Source organism: Ferdinandcohnia sp. GQ5 (assembly GCF_059759275.1).
This window is the reverse complement of the sequence record NZ_JCAXEW010000008.1, coordinates 102,497-120,905: the sequence shown is the minus strand read 5'-3', so window position 1 is coordinate 120,905 and position 18,409 is coordinate 102,497. Positions and strand designations below refer to the sequence as shown.

Genomic DNA, 18,409 nt, shown 5'->3' with positions numbered 1-18,409 from the left:
TGAAGTAACGGCGAGGGAGGGGCAGTTTTACATGGAAAATCGGATTGATCGAATAAAGAAACAGTTGCATTCGTCTAGCTATAAGCTTACACCACAGCGTGAGGCGACCGTTCGGGTACTGCTTGAACATGAAGAAGATCATTTAAGTGCCGAAGACGTTTACCTCCTTGTAAAAGAAAAGTCGCCAGAAATCGGCTTAGCAACTGTATATCGGACACTTGAATTACTTACAGAATTAAAAATCGTTGATAAAATAAATTTCGGAGATGGTGTATCTAGATACGACCTTCGCCAAGAAGGAGCAGCACATTTCCATCATCACCTCGTATGTATCGAATGTGGTGCTGTTGACGAAATTCAAGAGGATTTACTTGAGAACGTTGAAGAAATTGTTGAAAAGAACTGGAACTTTATCATTAAGGACCATCGATTAACTTTCCATGGAATTTGTCATCGTTGTCATGATAAAGAGACTAAAGAAGAAACTGATAATCTCGAATAAAGCACCCTTTTCCTTTAGAGGAGAGGGGTTTTTTTATTTTCATAATTTACTAGGATGTTAAAGAAATTAGAAAAAATGGGATAAGCACGTATAAAACCATGTAAAATTGGCATATCTTCTAATAGACAAATGTATTAACTTATTCAGCCGGATTTTATATTTGCCTGAAAAAAGTTAAGGCCTTCGGTGGATGCTTCGGATTTTCAAAGAAAGTTTATTGAGTAACTCGAAATCTGGGCGCAAATATGCCAAGGCGTATTTGATTGGAGGATTACTAGATGAGACAATGGTTTCGTGTTGTATATGATACGTTAAAGGTTTTTGTATTGTTTACTGGATGCACAATTCTTTTTTATTATGGTATTATATGGATTAATGAGGAATATCAAAATTATCACAAATATGATGAGCCAGAAGGTTCCTCAGTGAAGGCAACCTCAATGATTGAAGAAAAAGAGGAAGGCCTATTAGACAGATTACTGTTTTTTTACCGAAATGGGGAGTAGAGACTAGTGGAAGATCAACTAAAGGATTATTTGCATTATTTAGTTGTCGAAAGAAGACTTGCAACAAATACAGTAAAGTCCTATGAACGAGATTTAAAAAAGTACTATCAGTATGTAAACAAGGTTGAAAATATTACTGCCTTTAATGATGTAAATCGTCTTCATGTTATTCATTTTTTGAAGCATTTAAAAGAACAAGGGAATTCTTCAAGAACGTTGGCTAGAAATATTGCGTCGATACGGTCATTTCATAAATTTTTATTTCGTGATAAAATAACTGACCATGATCCTACTGAACAGATTGAAACGCCGCAAGCAGAACGCAAATTACCAAAGGTATTAAATATTTCTGAAGTAGAGGCATTGTTAGATGCACCTAAATTGGACAACCCACTTGGTATTCGTGATAAGGCAATGCTTGAGCTCTTATATGCGACAGGTCTTCGTGTTAGTGAACTCATAAACTTAAATCTAGCCGATATCCATTTATCAATGGGTTTCATCAGATGTCTTGGAAAAGGGAATAAGGAGCGAATTGTCCCGCTTGGAAGTGTTGCAACAAAGGCATTACAAGCTTATTTAGATAATGGTCGTGCTCAACTAGTGAAACGGAAAAAAACGGACGCTTTCTTTGTGAATCATCATGGTAATCGCTTGACAAGACAAGGATTCTGGAAAACTTTAAAGAAAATTACTAAAGAAGCTCAAATTGAAAAAGAACTTACACCACATACCCTTCGTCACTCATTTGCGACGCATCTTTTGGAAAATGGTGCAGACCTACGAGCTGTGCAAGAGATGCTCGGACATGCAGATATTTCAACCACGCAAATATATACTCATGTTACAAAAACGCGTCTTAAGGATGTTTATAAAACATATCATCCGCGTGCATAGTAGATTGCTAGACAAATCGTCTAGCTTTTTTTTACGGATTGTCCTAGGCCAGAGAGAACCAGGAGCGGAAATCACTCTATATTTAAAAACAATAAATTTTATAGAATAGGACATTTGTTAAAATAATGTTATCAATTTGACTATTACACTCATAATCTACTTGAAAATACATACTCTCACACGTATACTTTGAGATGTCAGACTTCTGACATGTGTGCATGTATGAAATAATGAGTAACTTGAAGCTAGAAGGGAAAAATACAACATAGAATATATTTGGGAGGGATTTACATGTCTAATTATACATATAAGCGAATATTTCTAATTGTCATGGATTCTGTTGGAATTGGAGAAGCGCCGGATGCAAAAAAATTTGGTGATGAAGGTTCAGATACATTTGGACATATTGCGGAAAAAATGAATGGTTTACATATGCCTAACATGGCAAAGCTTGGCCTAAGTAATATTAGAGAAATTAAGGGAATACCTGTACAAGACGAGCCACTTGCATACTATACAAAAATGCAAGAAGCATCAAATGGAAAAGATACAATGACAGGACATTGGGAAATCATGGGTTTACATATCGAAACACCATTTAAGGTCTTCCCTGAGGGGTTTCCAAAAGAGCTATTAGATGAAATTGAAAAACGTACAGGGCGCGGAATTTTAGGGAATAAACCAGCATCGGGTACCGAAATTCTTGATGAACTCGGTGAAGAGCATATGAAGACTGGGAAATTAATTATCTATACTTCTGCAGATTCAGTTTTACAAATTGCAGCACATGAGGAGATAGTACCGATAGATGAACTTTATAAAATTTGTGAAATTGCACGTGAATTAACACTAGATGAAAAATATATGGTAGGACGCATCATCGCTCGTCCATTTGTTGGGGAACCTGGTCAATTCACGAGAACATCAAACCGTCATGATTATGCCTTAAAGCCGTTTGAACGAACTGTAATGAATGAATTAAGTGATAGTGGGTTTGATGTGATTGCAATCGGAAAAATATCAGATATTTATGATGGTGAAGGAGTCACTCAATCACTACGAACAAAGTCAAATATGGATGGAATGGATAAATTAGTTGAAACACTTGATATGAATTTTACAGGCCTGAGCTTTGTCAATTTGGTTGATTTTGATGCATTGTTTGGACATCGTAGGGATCCTATAGGCTATGGAAAAGCCTTGGAGGAGTATGATGCCCGTTTACCGGAAGTATTTGAAAAACTTACTGATGACGATTTATTAATTATCACAGCAGACCATGGAAACGATCCGGTTCATACTGGAACAGATCATACACGAGAATATGTGCCTTTACTGGTCTACAACAAAAAAATGGATGGTGGAAAGGAATTACCATTACGTTCAACGTTTGCGGATGTTGGTGCAACAGTAGCGAATAATTTTAATGTAACACCACCTAAACATGGAAAAAGCTTTCTACAAGAAATTAATGGAGGAAAATAAGAATGGATATGAACGTTATTGATAAATCTGTACAATTTTTAAAAGAGAAAAGCCCTACTACACCTGAAATTGGGTTGATACTAGGCTCAGGACTTGGTGTTTTGGCGGATGAAATTGAAAATCCAATTAAAGTGGCATATGACCAAATTCCAGAGTTTCCAGTGTCTACTGTTGAGGGGCATGCCGGTCAACTCGTATTTGGTACCTTACAAGGAAAATCAGTTGTAGCCATGCAGGGACGATTTCATTTTTACGAAGGTTATAGTCTAGATAAAGTCACATTTCCTGTTCGCGTTATGAAAGAGTTAGGTGTCACAACTCTAGTTGTTACAAATGCCGCAGGAGGAGTGAATGAATCGTTTCAACCAGGCGACTTAATGATTATTTCGGATCATTTGAATTTTGGTCAAAATCCATTAATTGGGCCAAATGATACAAGGTTTGGAGCAAGATTTCCAGATATGTCTGAAGCATATACAAAGGAACTCAGGACAATTGCAAAAGAAGTGGCAAATGAATTGAATATATCAATCAAAGAAGGCGTTTATGTTGGTATGACTGGTCCATCTTATGAAACGCCTGCAGAAATTAAAATGCTTCGCACACTTGGAGGCGATGCCGTTGGGATGTCAACAGTTCCTGAGGTAATTGTTGCACGTCATGCCAATTTAAAAGTACTAGGAATTTCCTGTATTTCAAATATGGCAGCAGGCATTTTAGATCAGCCGCTAACCCATGATGAAGTAATTGAAACAACAGAAAAAGTAAAAACTGACTTTTTATCACTAGTAAAACAGATTGTAAAAAAAATCTAGATCAGCTAATAAAAATAGAGAATAGAAAAAGGTGAAAACAATGAGAATGGTAGATCTAATCGAAAAAAAACGTGATGGTAAGGAATTGACATCAGAAGAAATATCATTTGTTGTTTCCGGATATACAAATGGTGAAATCCCTGATTATCAAATGAGTGCTTTTACGATGGCTGTTTTTTTTAAGGAAATGACAAAGCAGGAACAAGCAGATTTTACCATGGCAATGGTTCAGTCTGGTGATACAATTGACCTCTCAGGAATTGAAGGGATCAAAGTTGACAAGCATAGCACGGGTGGTGTAGGTGATACGACCACATTGGTGCTTGCGCCACTCGTTGCGTCAGTAGGGGTTCCAGTTGCAAAAATGTCAGGAAGAGGTTTAGGACATACTGGTGGAACGATAGATAAATTAGAATCAGTTTCAGGCTTTCATGTAGAAATTAATAATGAAGAATTTATTCGTCTTGTCAACCAAAATAAGGTAGCTGTCATCGGTCAAAGTGGGAATTTAACACCTGCAGATAAAAAGTTATATGCGCTAAGGGATGTTACAGCTACTGTAAACAGCATTCCATTGATTGCAAGCTCAATTATGAGTAAGAAAATTGCAGCTGGAGCAGATGCAATTGTTTTAGATGTAAAAACAGGTGCAGGTGCATTTATGAAGGATTTGGACGATGCAAAGGAATTAGCAAAAACAATGGTTGATATCGGGAATAATGTAGGCCGCAATACGATGGCAATTATTTCAGATATGAGCCAACCGCTTGGGTTTGCAATTGGTAATGCACTTGAGGTTAAAGAGGCGATCGACACGCTAAAAGGGGAAGGTCCTGATGATTTACAAGAGCTTTGCCTCGTTTTAGGAAGCCAGATGGTGGTACTAGCAAAAAAAGCGAACACTCTTGAAGAAGCTAGAAACTTGCTTGAGGAATCCATTAAAAATGGGAAAGCACTAGAATCCTTTAAAACTTTTTTATCTTCACAAGGTGGAGATCCATCTGTCGTAGATTCACCGGATAAACTTCCAAAAGCAAAATACCAATTTGAATTTGAAGCTGAATCAGAAGGATATGTTTCAGAGATTATTGCTGATTCTATCGGAACAGCGGCGATGCTTTTAGGTGCTGGAAGAGCAACGAAGGAATCATCTATCGATTTAGCTGTTGGGCTTGTACTTCGAAAGAAAATTGGCGACAAAGTATCAAAAGGCGAAAGCTTAGTAACCATTCATAGTAATTTTGAAAATATTGATGAGATTAAAAAGAAACTTTCAGAGAGTATCTTGATCTCACAAAATCCAGTAACAGCACCAACATTAATCATTGATAAAATTTCATAAATTTACATTGATACCGAGGATAAAATCCTCGGTTTTTTTATTTTTTGTATATTTTTTAATTTCTTGGAAAAAATGGGAAGGTATAAAGAATGGAGGGTTTGGAGATGAAACGCGTATTTAGTCTGTTAATTTCAACACTGATAATTTTTACTTTTAGCCCTTTCGCTTCCGCACAGGAATCAACTGTTGATTTAGCGAATAATGCAAAATCTGCAATTCTTATTGAACGTGATACAGGGAAGGTACTTTACGAGAAAAATAGTGATGAAAAGCTTTCCCCTGCGAGCATGACAAAAATCATGACAATGCTGTTAATCATGGAAGCTCTTGATAAAGGTAGTATCACCTATTCTGAGAAAGTTAGAACAAGTGAACACGCCGCATCTATGGGTGGATCACAAATCTTCCTTGAGCCAGGAGAAGAAATGACGGTTGAAGAAATGTTAAAAGGAATTGCAATCGGTTCAGGAAATGATGCATCAGTAGCCATGGCAGAAAAGATAGCAGGCTCTGAAGAAGCTTTCGTTGAAATGATGAATAAAAAAGTGGAGGAATTAGGCCTTAAAAATACTTTATTTCAAAATCCAACTGGCCTTCCTGCGGAAAATCATTATAGCTCTGCCCACGACATGGCAATCATGGCAAAGGAATTGCTAAAATACGAGGATATTACTAAATTCACGGGTCAATACGAGGATTATTTACGTCAAAACACTGAAAATAAGTTTTGGCTAGTTAATACCAATCGCCTTGTCCGATTCTATCCAGGTGTGGATGGCTTAAAAACTGGCTTTACAACAGAGGCAAAATATTGCTTAACAGCTACTGCCGAAAAGGAAAATATGCGTCTGATCTCGGTTATCTTTGGAGCCCCAACACCAAAAGATCGTAATGCACAAGTAACAAAAATGCTTGATTTTGGATTTAGTCAGTACAAGACACATCCTTTATATGAACGCAATCAGGAAGTTGCTGAAGCAAAGGTAAGTAAGGGTAGTGAAAAAAGGATAAAGCTTGTTACGTCAGAACCAATTTCACTATTAACGAAAAAAGGTGAAAAAGTTGATGATGTACAAAAAGAAGTGGTTGTCGCTGAAAAGCTAAATGCGCCGATTAAAAAAGGTGACGATATTGGAAAATTGGTAATTAAAAAAGATGGAAAAGTATTAAGTGAAAGCCCTCTTGTTGCGGACAAAGATATTGATGCTGCTAGTTGGTGGAAATTATTTAAGCGTACAATGGGGTCGTTTAATAGAACTCCATAAGGAATCCTTTTCTTTTAATAAATACCTACTTTTTTTGCCGAATGAACACTAGTTTTGTCATCTAGAAGGATTCTACCATGTAAATAGCGAAAAGACTCACTATACGATTTTAAGGAGGCATTGTAAAGTGAGTCTTGGTATTGAACTTGAGGTAAAACACAATGTGTTATGTATTCGGCTTACAGGTGAGCTAGACCATCATACAGCTGAAGAATTACGATTAAAGGTGACAGATACGATTGAAAGTAATCAAATTAATCACATCTTATTGAATCTTGAAAAGCTTACTTTTATGGATAGCTCAGGATTAGGTGTCATTTTAGGAAGATACAAACAAATAAAAAATTTAGGTGGAGAAATGGTTGTTTGTTCAATTTCTCCGCAGGTCGAACGTTTATTTGAAATGTCAGGACTTTTCAAAATCATTCGATTAGAGCGTAGTGAGTCGTTTGCGCTTCAGTCATTGGGGGTGGCGTAATGAAAAACGAAATGCACCTTCAGTTTTCTGCACTAAGCCAAAACGAATCATTTGCTCGTGTTGCAGTAGCAGCATTTATTACACAACTCGATCCAACCTTAGACGAACTCACAGAAATTAAGACAGTTGTGTCTGAGGCCGTAACAAACTCAATTATTCATGGATATGAAAGTGACCCAAGCGGGATTGTTTATATTTCATGCAAAATTGAAGACAGTACTGTATATATCACCATAAGAGATGAAGGAATTGGAATTAATAATCTCGAGGAAGCAAGGCAGCCATTGTTTACAACAAAGCCAGAACTCGAACGCTCGGGTATGGGCTTTACAATCATGGAAAATTTCATGGATGAGTTTGATGTAGAAACAGGTTCAGCTAGAGGTACAACATTACGGCTAACAAAGCATTTATCAAAGAGTAAAGCGTTATGCAATTAAGGAGACTTGCCAATGGATGTGGAGGTCAAGAACACCAAAAGTGAAACGTATTTAAAAGATAATGAAGTTAAGAATCTAATCAAACTCAGTCAAGAAGGACGACAGGAAGCACGTGATTTAATCGTCCAAAAGAATATGAGGTTAGTTTGGTCTGTTGTACAAAGGTTTTTAAATCGAGGCTATGAACCAGATGATTTGTTTCAAATAGGCTGCATTGGACTTTTGAAGTCAGTTGATAAATTTGATTTATCATATGACGTGAAATTTTCAACCTATGCTGTACCAATGATTATCGGTGAAATCCAACGTTTTATACGAGATGATGGAACGGTAAAGGTGAGTCGTTCCTTAAAGGAGACCGGAAATAAAATCCGAAAAGCCAAGGATGAATTGTCAAAGCAGTTTGGTAGGGTTCCTACGATTGCAGAGATAGCCGAGTACTTGGAAATTACTCCCGAAGATGTTGTTTTAGCACAAGAGGCAAGTCGAGCACCTTCATCTATACATGAAACTGTATATGAAAATGATGGTGATCCAATTACATTACTTGATCAAATAGCAGATAATAATGAAACAAAATGGTTTGATAAGATTGCTTTAAAAGAAGCAATTCGCGAGTTAGACGAGCGTGAGAGACTAATCGTTTTCCTTCGCTATTATAAGGATCAAACCCAATCCGAAGTCGCGACGAGGCTTGGTATATCCCAAGTTCAAGTATCCCGACTAGAGAAAAAAATATTGCAGCAAATGAAAGACCGAATGGACGTTTAATCCATTCGGTTTTTTGTTTTTCTCATTTAATAAAGACGTGGTAATTCTTGGAGTTTGCTGTCTAATCGCATTAGAAGATAAAGATTTAACATACTACATATATAAGGAAAACAATGTGTAGGGTGTGAAAGAGATGGAAAAATCAATTTATCTCCGAATGCGCCATCGCGTACTAGTACAACCCAATGCAACAATAAAAATAGGACAAATCGTACAGATTAGTGCGGAAGAAAAGGTTGCACAGGAAATTAAAAATATCGTCATTCATCAAGTAAGTAAAAAAGACAAAAACATTGTTGTCATTGATGTAATGAAGGTGATCGATCAGATTAGAAGACAATTTCCCCAAATTGATGTTCAAACGGTAGGGCCTGCACAAACAATCATTGAAATTGCCATAAAGAAAAGAAGGTTTACACCTGCACTATTTGTGGCCGTTTGGTTTTTATTATTTGTTGGAGCTGCACTTACCATGATGAATTTCCATGAAGATGTATCGATGAGGGAGGTTCATATTCGCATCTATACTATGATTACTGGTGATGAGGTTCTAAAACCATTGCTTTTTCAAATACCGTATTCAATAGGTTTAGGTCTAGGGATGATTTTATTTTTTAATCACTTCTTCCGCAAACGTCTTAACGAAGAACCAAGTCCACTTGAAGTAGAAATGTTTAATTACCAACAGGATTTAGATAACTATCTCATTATTACAGAAAATAAAGAAAGTATGAAGCACGTCGATGACAATTAAGGTCCTTCTTATTATCTTTCTTGGATTAGGAAGTGGACTAGCGGTTGGTGGAGGTTTTGTTGCCTTTTTGGCAGTATTAGGGATCATCCCAAGGCTTACACAATTAACGAAAACGATGAAATTCATTCGTTTTTATGAATGGGGTGTAATGCTCGGTGCTGTATTCGGTAGCTGGTTTACTCTGAATGATCAGATCTTTTATTTATGGGATCTGGTAGTAGTTCCAGTGGGATTAGCGAGTGGGATATTCGTTGGTATGTTGGCTGCTGCTCTTACTGAGGTATTGAATGTTTTTCCGATATTAGCTAAAAGAATTGGGATTGAAAATAAAATCGTAATATTGGTCATGGCGATTGTTTTCGGAAAAATTGTTGGGTCCTTGTTCCAATGGATCTATTTTGTAAAATAACATATTCTTATATTTTGCACGCGAGGAGTGAACATAAAGTGGCTACTAAGAAAAAGATCAAAGACGATTATAAAAATAGTATTAAGAAGTACCAGCCAAAGCCACGATACTTTATTAATTGTCTTAAAGCATTTCTTGTAGGTGGAGCGATATGCTGTGTCGGACAAGGAATCCAAAATTTCTATATGACGGTCTTTCACTTTTCAGAAAAGGATGTTGGAAATCCAACTGTAGCAACCCTTATATTAATTTCTGCCTTGCTAACTGGCTTTGGTCTATACGATAAACTTGGTCAGTTTGCAGGAGCGGGGTCTGCAGTTCCTGTAACAGGTTTCGCAAATTCGATGACGAGTGCCGCAATGGAATATAAAAGTGAAGGTATCGTATTAGGGATCGCCACAAATATGTTTAAGCTAGCAGGAAGTGTTATCGTATTTGGAGCTGTTTCTGCGTATATTGTGGGGATTATTCGATACTTCTTTAGGCTCACAATTTCTTGAATGATTGCAAGGAGTGGACTTTAATGAGGCTAGTTGGAAAACAAACATGGGTATATAAAAACCAAATCTATTTAAATTCAACGGGTACGGCGGTTGGACCAAAAGAAGGTCAAGGTCCTTTAGGCGCTAGTTTTGATATAAAATATGATGATTTGCATTGTGGTGAAGATTCTTGGGAATTAGCTGAAAGAAGACTAATGGTTGAATCTGTTGATTCTTGTCTGCAAAAAGTAAACTTAACAAATGATGATATAGATTTCTTTTTAGCAGGTGATTTGTTAAATCAAAACGTGACGACAAACTATACAGCGAGACACCACCAAATCCCTCTAATATGTATGTTTGGTGCTTGTTCCACATCTATGGAGACACTGGCTGTTGGATCAGCATTAGTCGATGCCGGATTTGCAAACCGTATACTAGCATCTACTAGCAGTCATAATGCGACAGCAGAAAGGCAATTCCGATATCCAACTGAATATGGTGGACAAAAGCCTGATTCTGCAACATTTACAGCTACCGGTGGGGGAACAGCTCTTGTAAGTAAAGAGAAAGGTCCAATCCGAATTACATCTGCAACAATTGGAAGGGTCATGGATTTAGGAATAACAAATCCATTTGATATGGGTTCTGCAATGGCACCAGCTGCTGCAGATACCATCATTCGACATTTTAAGGATTTAAAAATCAATCAAGATGAATATGATTTGATTGTCACTGGTGACTTATCAGGTGTAGGAAGCCCTATTTTGAAGGAAATGGTTAAAGAAGAAGGCTATGATTTAGGTAATAAATATAATGATTGTGGGCTTATGTTGTATCATTCAGACCAGGAAGTTTTTGCGGGTGGAAGTGGTTGTGCGTGTTCAGCAATTGTAACCTATGGACATATTGTCAAAGAATTAATTAGCGGCAATTTAAATAAAGTTTTCATTGTTGCAACGGGTGCACTCCTTAGCCCAACCATGATACAACAAAAAGAAACAATTCCTACAATCGCACATGGTGTTGTTTTGGAAAGAGTACAGGGTGGTGAGTAAGATATGGAATATTTATATGCTTTTTTAGTCGGAGGAGCAATATGTATTGTAGGACAACTCTTACTTGATTTTGCAAAATTAACACCTGCTCATGTAATGAGTATTTTTGTCGTACTTGGGTCAATCTTAGATGGATTTGATTTATACGACAATTTAATAAGATTTGCAGGCGCTGGTGCAACTGTTCCAATTACGAGCTTTGGTCATTCCCTTTTACATGGTGCCATGCAAAGTGCAGAGGATCATGGTTTTATAGGAATCGCTATGGGAATCTTTGAATTGACGTCTGCTGGTATATCCTCCGCAATATTGTTCTCTTTCTTAGTTGCATTGATCTTCAGAGCGAAAGGATAGCATATATGGACGAAACTAGAAGAAGAGTCATTCTAGTAACAGATGGCGATGAATATGCACAAAAAACATTAGAATATATTGCAAAAGAGGTGGGAGGACGGTGTATTTCTAATTCACAAGGAAATCCAACCACCTTAACAGGAAATGAAATGGTGGAATACATCCTTCAATCCCCCCATGACCCTGTTTTTGTGATGTTTGATGATAGTGGGTATTTGGGTGAAGGTGCTGGCGAGCATGCATTAAAGTTTGTCGCAACGCATCCGAAAATTGAAGTATTAGGCATTATTGCAGTAGCATCGAAAACGCATCAAACAGAATGGGCAAAGGTTGATATATGTATTGACCGGGACGGTAATCTAACGGAATACGGTGTAGACAAGAGCGGGTTAACTGAATTTGACATTGGTCGAATAAACGGAGATACCGTATATTGTCTAGACGAACTGGATGTTCCAATAATTGTGGGTATTGGAGATATTGGAAAAATGGCACGTAAGGATGATATTAAAATTGGTGCCCCAATTACAAGAAAGGCAGTGGATCTAATACTCGAAAGGAGTGGTTACGATCGGAAAGGAAACAACGACAACTAAAACTCCAATCTCTCCTGATATAGTAAAAAATGATCATTTTTTTAAAACACATATAGGCATGGGTACGGGAAGCTTTGATATCGGAGTTAGAAAAATAAAAATTTTAAAGAAAGATGTTCATCTTTATTATTTAAATGGACTTTGCGACACTCAATTTATCGTTCAACTCTTAAAGGAACTAGTTAATGTTAATGATAAAGAAACGAACGTAAATCAAGCTTTCAACGTAATTGAAAACCGGCTTGTACATCAACAGGTAAGTACAATTAAGAACTTAGACGAGGGAGTAGATCAATTACTTTCAGGGCTCATTCTTATTTTAGTCGAAGGGGAAGACTCTGGATTAGCCGTAGATGTAAGAAGTTACCCAGGAAGAACACCGCAGGAGCCCGATACTGAAAAAGTAATTCGAGGTTCACGTGATGGCTATGTAGAAAACATTATTGTCAATTGTGCATTAACGAGAAGAAGGATAAGAGATGAGAGACTTCGCCATGAGATTATGCAAGTTGGAGAAAGATCGAAAACGGATATATGCATCTCTTATATTAAAGATGTAGCGGACCCAGACTTAGTGGACATTATTCGAAAAGAACTAAAAAGCATTAACATTGATGGATTAACAATGGCAGATAAGACGATTGAAGAATTTATCGTTAATCAAGGATATAATCCCTATCCATTAGTTCGATATACGGAACGTCCAGATGTAGCGGCAACTCACTTACTTGAAGGGCATGTTGTGATTATGGTGGACACTTCTCCAAGTGTTATTATTACTCCAACTACAATGTTTCATCATGTGCAGCATGCGGAGGAATACCGCCAAGCACCCGCCGTTGGTACATTGTTAAGGTGGACAAGATTTATTGGAATTTTAGCATCAATCTTTCTATTGCCGCTATGGTTTTTATTAGTATTAGAACCTGACATGATTCCAAAAGCAATTGATTATATTGGTCCAAATGAGAAATCGAATATACCGATCGTAGTTCAAATATTTCTCGCTGATATGGGAATTGAATTCTTAAGGATGGCGGCCATACATACGCCAACCCCATTATCTACCGCAATGGGATTAATTGCAGCTGCTTTAATTGGTCAAATTGCAATTGATGTTGGCTTGTTTGTTCCAGAGGTTATTCTATATGTCGCGATTGCTGCGATTGGAACATTTGCAACACCAAGCTATGAATTAAGTGCTGCGAATAAGATAGCAAGATTGTTCTTATTAATACTCGTAGCCATATTTAAAACACCAGGTTTTGTCATAGGTTGTACACTCTATTTCTTGTTCTTAGCGAATATTCGTTCTCTTAACACACCATATTTATGGCCATTTTTACCATTTAATGCAAAAGCTTTATTACAAATCTTCATTCGAACATCAGTTCCTGGGGCAAAACTAAGACCGAGTATTGTACATCCTCAAAAACCTTTCAAACAATAGTTGCACCATATTATACGTTGTGTTAATCTAATTTTCATATAGCACAGCGTTAAAGAAGGGATAGACAGCTGATGACTATATCAGCTGTCTTTTCTTCTTTAATGATGGTGTGGCACGAAAGTGTGCTTAACGAAAAAGGCTCTGATGAGTACTTTACAGAAACGAGGGGAATTAGATGTATCTACATGGAACAAGCAAGGTAAATGAAAAAAACCACTTAGAAATTGGTGGCGTTGACACAGTAGAATTAGCAAAACAATACGGAACACCTTTATATGTGTATGACGTAGCACTTATCAGAGAGCGAGCAAGAGGTTTCTTTGAAACATTCAACCGATTAGGTATTCCTGCACAGGTTGCGTATGCGAGTAAAGCCTTTTCAACAATTGCGATGTTTCAGCTAGCTGAAGAAGAAGGGCTTTCCCTAGATGTCGTTTCTGGCGGAGAATTATTTACTGCGTTACAAGCAGGATTCCCAGTAGAACGAATCCACTTCCATGGAAATAATAAAAGCTATGAAGAACTAGATATGGCGATAAAAAATAAGATTGGCTGTATTGTTGTTGACAACTTTTATGAACTTTCATTATTAGAGCAAGTTTGTATTGAAAATAAAACAACGGTAAAGATTTTATTACGTGTAACACCTGGAGTGGAAGCACACACTCATGATTATATTACAACTGGTCAGGATGATTCGAAATTTGGATTTGGACTAGAAAATGGACAGGCAGACAAGGCCGTAGAGCTTGCTCTTCAGTCAGAATCTTTAAATTTATTAGGTATTCATTCTCATATTGGTTCACAAATCTTCGAGACAACAGGGTTTTTGGTTGCTGCAGGCAAAATGTTTGGTAAACTCAAGGAATGGAAAGATCGCTTCGATTTTACACCTAAAGTATTAAATTTAGGCGGTGGTTTTGGAATTCGCTACACCGAAGAAGATAAACCACTACCGCCATCACAGTACGTAGAAGCAATCATTGGGGAAGTAAAGAAACATGCAGATGACCTTTCCATCGATATACCAGAAATTTGGATTGAGCCAGGTAGATCGATTGTAGGGGACGCGGGGACAACTATCTATTCTGTAGGCTCTCGAAAAGAAGTTCCAAATATTCGACAATACCTTGCTGTTGACGGAGGCATGACAGATAATATTAGACCTGCATTATATCAGGCTAAATATGAGGCTGTCTTAGCTAATCGTGTACAGGATCCAGTAGAGGAAACTGTATCAATTGCTGGAAAATGCTGTGAGTCCGGCGATATGCTAATTTGGGATTTACCATTACCAAAAGTAAGTTCAGATGATATGCTAGCGGTGTTCTGTACAGGGGCATATGGATACGCAATGGCTAATAATTATAATCGTATTCCAAGACCTGCAGTTGTGTTTGTTGAGAATGGAGAAGCACAGTTAGTAGTTCAACGTGAAAGCTATGAGGATCTTGTAAGATTAGATGTTCCATTAAAATCAAAAGTAGTTGAATAAATAGTATACAAAAAACCCACGATTTTCGTGGGTTTTTATTATAGCCAATTATTTAAACAAACCTTTAATAGCGTCTATGAGATTGACAAAGAATTCTTTTAGTTTATCTAAAAAGCTTTGCCCTTCTTCAGACTCAAGAAAATTTGTTAGCTTTTCTTTAGCTAGATTTAGTTGTTCTCCAACTTGATTCCAGTCAATATTGAGTTCTAATAACTTATTGAACAACGCCATTAATCTTGTTATGTCAGCATCAGTTAGTGTGATTCCTAGGTCATTGGCTGCATTAACGATAATAGTCCTAAGTTCTTCATCGTTTTTGGGAGTATTTTTTGCAATCTCATCTTTTATTTTTGCCATTAATGCCGCAGCGTCTTCCGCTCCAATTTTTTCACTTAATTTTGTTGTTTCTACCATCTCTTCATTTGCGATCTGCTTCACTTCTTCTGGAATAGCTTTATCTGAAGAAACTTCATATGCTTTAATAATTCCAGTTAGTGCAGCGGTTCCAGAAACATTACCTGGACCGGTTACAAAGATTTTTGCATCTTTTACACCAGCTGTAATTAATGCATTTGCATACATTTCCTCTGTAATTAAGGTGATATGCTCCGTTATCGTTACATCTAATCCAGATCCTTTTTCTCCAATGGTAATGGAAGCGGAGGATAAGGCCTTGTTGCCAATTCTAGCCTTTGGAATGTATTGACCAAGGTATTGGTGTTCTTCTTCATTTGTAACAACCACAATTTGTGGGTTCTCAGGTGCGTTCATTTCGTTTAAAATTGTTTCTTTTTGAGTTTCTGTTAAGTCTTGACCAAGTGTAATAATCACATCTCCAGGTACAGCGTCAGCGAAGCTAAGTGATGGAAAAATGAGTGAAAATACAAGTAAAAATGAGAGTATACGTTTATTTTTCAAACTAGTTCCTCCTTTATTTGTAGAAAAACAAGGTATCCATCGTACTTATTATACATTATTCTCAATTATAAATATCTTATTGACTGGTATTTAGGAAATCTCCCCTCTTTCGTATTGGATTATTAGAACCATTTATAGTAAAATGAACTCGTTCAATACATATGGACGAAAGAAAATGAGCGGAGGTTTCAAATGAAAAAAGCAAGCATTGAATTCGAAAATGGAGAAAAAATTGTAATTGAGTTATATCCAAATGAAGCACCTGGAACAGTAGCAAACTTTGAAAAACTTGCGAACGAAGGTTTCTACAATGGCCTTACATTCCATCGTGTAATTCCAGGCTTTGTTGCACAAGGTGGTTGCCCACGCGGAAACGGAACTGGTGGACCAGGTTATTCTATAAAGTGTGAAACTGAAGGAAATCCACATAAACATGTGGCTGGAGCGTTATCAATGGCGCATGCTGGAAAAGATACTGGTGGAAGCCAATTTTTCATCGTACATGAGCCACAACCTCATTTAGATGGAGTACATACAGTATTTGGTCAGGTGATTGAAGGCTTAGAGTCTGTTTATCGCATTAAACAAGGCGATATTATGAAAGAAGTTAAAGTTTGGGAAGAATAAAAAAGTAGATTTGACACAACAAGTGAAACTTGTTGTGTCTTTTTCTTTTATTGTCCTATAATATTGCTTGAGGTGAAACTACATGGGAAAAGGAAAATGGACAGTTTTTTTTGTTCTACTATTATTATCTTTGGCTTGGGGAGTCATTTATTGGTTGTTTATTGTCTAATTTTGGTTAAATATTATGAATAAGTGATAATTTTGAATGCAGAAGCGTATAATTCGACAAAATAATAATACTTTATGTTATACTGTTTTAAATCGCTAAAAATTTTTATTAATTAAATATTTTCCTTCGGGGTTAGGTGAAATTCCTTACCGACGGTAATGAACAATTTGTTCTAAGCCCGTGACCCATTTTAATGCCGCATTTTATGTTGGTTGGCCCTTTCGCCATAAGAAACAAGGTTTTGGTTTCTTATTTAAAATGGTGGACTTGGTGAGAATCCAAGGCCGACAGTTAAAGTCTGGATGGGAGAAGGATGTTAGGTACGTACAGGTATGTGAAAAAATTTGCTCATTATACCCTTATTTGTGTTGGGCAAAAGTACATATTGTGTTACTTGATTACATCTATCAGACCCCGGATTGTATTCCGAGGTCTTTTTTATTTTGGTAACTAAGATAGAAACTCCCGAATAAGTAAAAGATAAAAGAAAGGAGCGTAGTAAAATGAGAGATCAGGATTATATGAATTTAGCGATAAATGTAGCAAAAGCGGGGGTCGGACAAACCACTCCAAACCCTGTTGTGGGTGCAATTATTGTAAATGAAGGACGAGTTGTAGGAATCGGAGCACATCTGAAAGCGGGAGAACCTCATGCAGAGGTACATGCTATTAGGATGGCAGGAGAAAAGGCTCAAAATGCAACTGCTTATGTCACATTGGAGCCATGCAGTCACCATGGGAAAACCCCACCTTGTGCAGATTTGTTAATAACAAGTAAGGTAAAAAGAGTTGTAGTTGCAACCACAGACCCTAATCCACTCGTCGCTGGAAAAGGCATTGCCAAACTAAAAGCAGCAGGAATTGAAGTAGAGGTTGGGGTTTGTAAGGAACAAGCTGATGCATTAAACTCAGTCTTTTTTCACTATTTAGAAAAAAAGCGACCATATATAACACTAAAGTCTGCTACCACTCTTGATGGAAAAATAGCGACCGTTACTGGTGAGAGCAAGTGGATAACAGGTGAGGATGCAAGACAAGACGTTCATTTATATCGTAGTATACATGATGCCATTCTTGTTGGTGTTAACACAGTACTTGCGGACAACCCAAGCTTAACAACTAGACTTCCAAATGGTACGGGGAAAAATCCTATTCGTGTCATTTTGGATTCAAAATTACGAACTCCACTGGATTCACAAATTGTAAATGACGGCAAAGCAGAGACATGGATTATTACCTCCAACCAAGTAAACCAGGAGAAAATAAACGAGTTTTCCGGAAAAAAAGGTGTTCGAATTATTCAATTACAAGAGGCTAATTTAGCTATCAGTACCATGTTAACAAGGTTAGGTGAAGAAGGTATCACCTCAATTTTTGTGGAAGGTGGAGCTGAAGTAAATGGTAGCTTTTTAAAGGAAAAAGCGATTAACCAGGTTATCGTTTATTTAGCACCAAAACTATTTGGTGGCAAGCAAGCACCAACGGCAATTGGTGGCTCTGGAATTGAATCGATTGATGATTCATTACAATTAACAATTAAATCGGTCGAACAGCTTGGAGAAGATGTAAAAATCATAGCCGAACCGGTATTGTAGG

General features: G+C 37.2%; 21 protein-coding genes and 1 riboswitch. Of the genes, 20 read left to right on the top strand and 1 reads right to left on the bottom strand.

Going from position 1 to position 18,409, the window contains the following annotated elements:
• Positions 1 to 31 precede the first annotated feature (31 nt).
• The 18 genes from fur (at position 32) to lysA (ending at position 15,099) form a co-directional block, all read left to right on the top strand.
• Positions 32 to 502 carry a ferric iron uptake transcriptional regulator gene (gene fur, locus AC6CHV_RS11815; RefSeq protein WP_099360602.1) on the top strand — a complete coding sequence of 157 codons (471 nt, stop codon included), beginning with the start codon at positions 32 to 34 and terminating at the stop codon, positions 500 to 502.
• Between the two features lie 278 nt (positions 503 to 780).
• Positions 781 to 1,008 (top strand): YqzK family protein, encoded by a 228-nt coding sequence (locus tag AC6CHV_RS11810; protein WP_309101073.1) that lies wholly within the window; start codon positions 781 to 783, stop codon positions 1,006 to 1,008.
• Between the two features lie 6 nt (positions 1,009 to 1,014).
• Positions 1,015 to 1,905 carry a site-specific tyrosine recombinase XerD gene (xerD, locus tag AC6CHV_RS11805; RefSeq protein ID WP_498078947.1) on the top strand — a complete coding sequence of 297 codons (891 nt, stop codon included), beginning with the start codon at positions 1,015 to 1,017 and terminating at the stop codon, positions 1,903 to 1,905.
• Between the two features lie 291 nt (positions 1,906 to 2,196).
• The gene (gene deoB / locus AC6CHV_RS11800) at positions 2,197 to 3,390 is read left to right on the top strand and encodes a phosphopentomutase (protein ID WP_498078946.1); all 1,194 of its coding nucleotides are present in this window, start codon (positions 2,197 to 2,199) and stop codon (positions 3,388 to 3,390) included.
• Between the two features lie 2 nt (positions 3,391 to 3,392).
• The gene (locus AC6CHV_RS11795; RefSeq protein WP_498078945.1) at positions 3,393 to 4,205 is read left to right on the top strand and encodes a purine-nucleoside phosphorylase; all 813 of its coding nucleotides are present in this window, start codon (positions 3,393 to 3,395) and stop codon (positions 4,203 to 4,205) included.
• 40 nt (positions 4,206 to 4,245) lie between these two features.
• Positions 4,246 to 5,547, top strand: coding sequence for a pyrimidine-nucleoside phosphorylase (locus tag AC6CHV_RS11790; protein ID WP_341330977.1), 1,302 nt, complete (start codon positions 4,246 to 4,248; stop codon positions 5,545 to 5,547).
• A 104-nt stretch (positions 5,548 to 5,651) separates the two neighbouring features.
• A complete protein-coding gene (locus AC6CHV_RS11785) occupies positions 5,652 to 6,812 on the top strand; it encodes a D-alanyl-D-alanine carboxypeptidase family protein (RefSeq protein ID WP_341330978.1) in 1,161 nt (386 codons plus the stop codon).
• A 127-nt stretch (positions 6,813 to 6,939) separates the two neighbouring features.
• A complete protein-coding gene (spoIIAA, locus tag AC6CHV_RS11780) occupies positions 6,940 to 7,290 on the top strand; it encodes an anti-sigma F factor antagonist (RefSeq protein ID WP_099360595.1) in 351 nt (116 codons plus the stop codon).
• On the top strand, positions 7,290 to 7,730 hold the full coding sequence (gene spoIIAB, locus AC6CHV_RS11775) for an anti-sigma F factor (RefSeq protein ID WP_341330979.1): 441 nt from the start codon (positions 7,290 to 7,292) through the stop codon (positions 7,728 to 7,730). Before spoIIAA ends, spoIIAB begins: the two co-directional genes overlap by 1 nt.
• A gap of 12 nt (positions 7,731 to 7,742) precedes the next feature.
• Positions 7,743 to 8,501, top strand: a complete 759-nt coding sequence (gene sigF / locus AC6CHV_RS11770) for an RNA polymerase sporulation sigma factor SigF (protein WP_099351763.1) — start codon at positions 7,743 to 7,745, stop codon at positions 8,499 to 8,501.
• 133 nt (positions 8,502 to 8,634) lie between these two features.
• Complete coding sequence (locus AC6CHV_RS11765) at positions 8,635 to 9,255, top strand: stage V sporulation protein AA (RefSeq protein WP_341330980.1); 621 nt, start codon at positions 8,635 to 8,637, stop codon at positions 9,253 to 9,255.
• A complete protein-coding gene (locus AC6CHV_RS11760; protein ID WP_498078944.1) occupies positions 9,245 to 9,664 on the top strand; it encodes a stage V sporulation protein AB in 420 nt (139 codons plus the stop codon). The genes AC6CHV_RS11765 and AC6CHV_RS11760 overlap by 11 nt, the downstream gene beginning before the upstream one ends.
• A gap of 38 nt (positions 9,665 to 9,702) precedes the next feature.
• Complete coding sequence (spoVAC, locus tag AC6CHV_RS11755; RefSeq protein WP_341330982.1) at positions 9,703 to 10,164, top strand: stage V sporulation protein AC; 462 nt, start codon at positions 9,703 to 9,705, stop codon at positions 10,162 to 10,164.
• A 23-nt stretch (positions 10,165 to 10,187) separates the two neighbouring features.
• Positions 10,188 to 11,204: a stage V sporulation protein AD gene (spoVAD, locus tag AC6CHV_RS11750; protein ID WP_498078943.1), complete on the top strand. Its 1,017-nt coding sequence runs from the start codon at positions 10,188 to 10,190 to the stop codon at positions 11,202 to 11,204.
• A 3-nt stretch (positions 11,205 to 11,207) separates the two neighbouring features.
• Positions 11,208 to 11,558 carry a stage V sporulation protein AE gene (spoVAE, locus tag AC6CHV_RS11745; protein WP_341330984.1) on the top strand — a complete coding sequence of 117 codons (351 nt, stop codon included), beginning with the start codon at positions 11,208 to 11,210 and terminating at the stop codon, positions 11,556 to 11,558.
• A gap of 5 nt (positions 11,559 to 11,563) precedes the next feature.
• Positions 11,564 to 12,154, top strand: coding sequence for a stage V sporulation protein SpoVABEA (spoVAEA, locus tag AC6CHV_RS11740; RefSeq protein ID WP_341330985.1), 591 nt, complete (start codon positions 11,564 to 11,566; stop codon positions 12,152 to 12,154).
• A gap of 7 nt (positions 12,155 to 12,161) precedes the next feature.
• The gene (locus AC6CHV_RS11735; protein WP_498078967.1) at positions 12,162 to 13,604 is read left to right on the top strand and encodes a spore germination protein; all 1,443 of its coding nucleotides are present in this window, start codon (positions 12,162 to 12,164) and stop codon (positions 13,602 to 13,604) included.
• Between the two features lie 175 nt (positions 13,605 to 13,779).
• Positions 13,780 to 15,099 carry a diaminopimelate decarboxylase gene (lysA, locus tag AC6CHV_RS11730; protein WP_498078942.1) on the top strand — a complete coding sequence of 440 codons (1,320 nt, stop codon included), beginning with the start codon at positions 13,780 to 13,782 and terminating at the stop codon, positions 15,097 to 15,099.
• A gap of 48 nt (positions 15,100 to 15,147) precedes the next feature.
• Here lysA and AC6CHV_RS11725 read toward each other — a convergent pair whose 3' ends face one another.
• Entirely contained in the window at positions 15,148 to 16,017 is an 870-nt protein-coding gene (locus AC6CHV_RS11725) for a DUF1002 domain-containing protein (RefSeq protein ID WP_498078941.1), read from the bottom strand.
• A 192-nt stretch (positions 16,018 to 16,209) separates the two neighbouring features.
• Between AC6CHV_RS11725 and AC6CHV_RS11720 the strand changes: the two genes are divergently transcribed.
• On the top strand, positions 16,210 to 16,644 hold the full coding sequence (locus tag AC6CHV_RS11720) for a peptidylprolyl isomerase (RefSeq protein WP_341330988.1): 435 nt from the start codon (positions 16,210 to 16,212) through the stop codon (positions 16,642 to 16,644).
• A gap of 287 nt (positions 16,645 to 16,931) precedes the next feature.
• A riboswitch (FMN riboswitch) is annotated at positions 16,932 to 17,131 on the top strand.
• Positions 17,132 to 17,316: 185 nt separating this feature from the next.
• Complete coding sequence (ribD, locus tag AC6CHV_RS11715; RefSeq protein WP_498078940.1) at positions 17,317 to 18,408, top strand: bifunctional diaminohydroxyphosphoribosylaminopyrimidine deaminase/5-amino-6-(5-phosphoribosylamino)uracil reductase RibD; 1,092 nt, start codon at positions 17,317 to 17,319, stop codon at positions 18,406 to 18,408.
• Position 18,409: the final 1 nt, after the last annotated feature.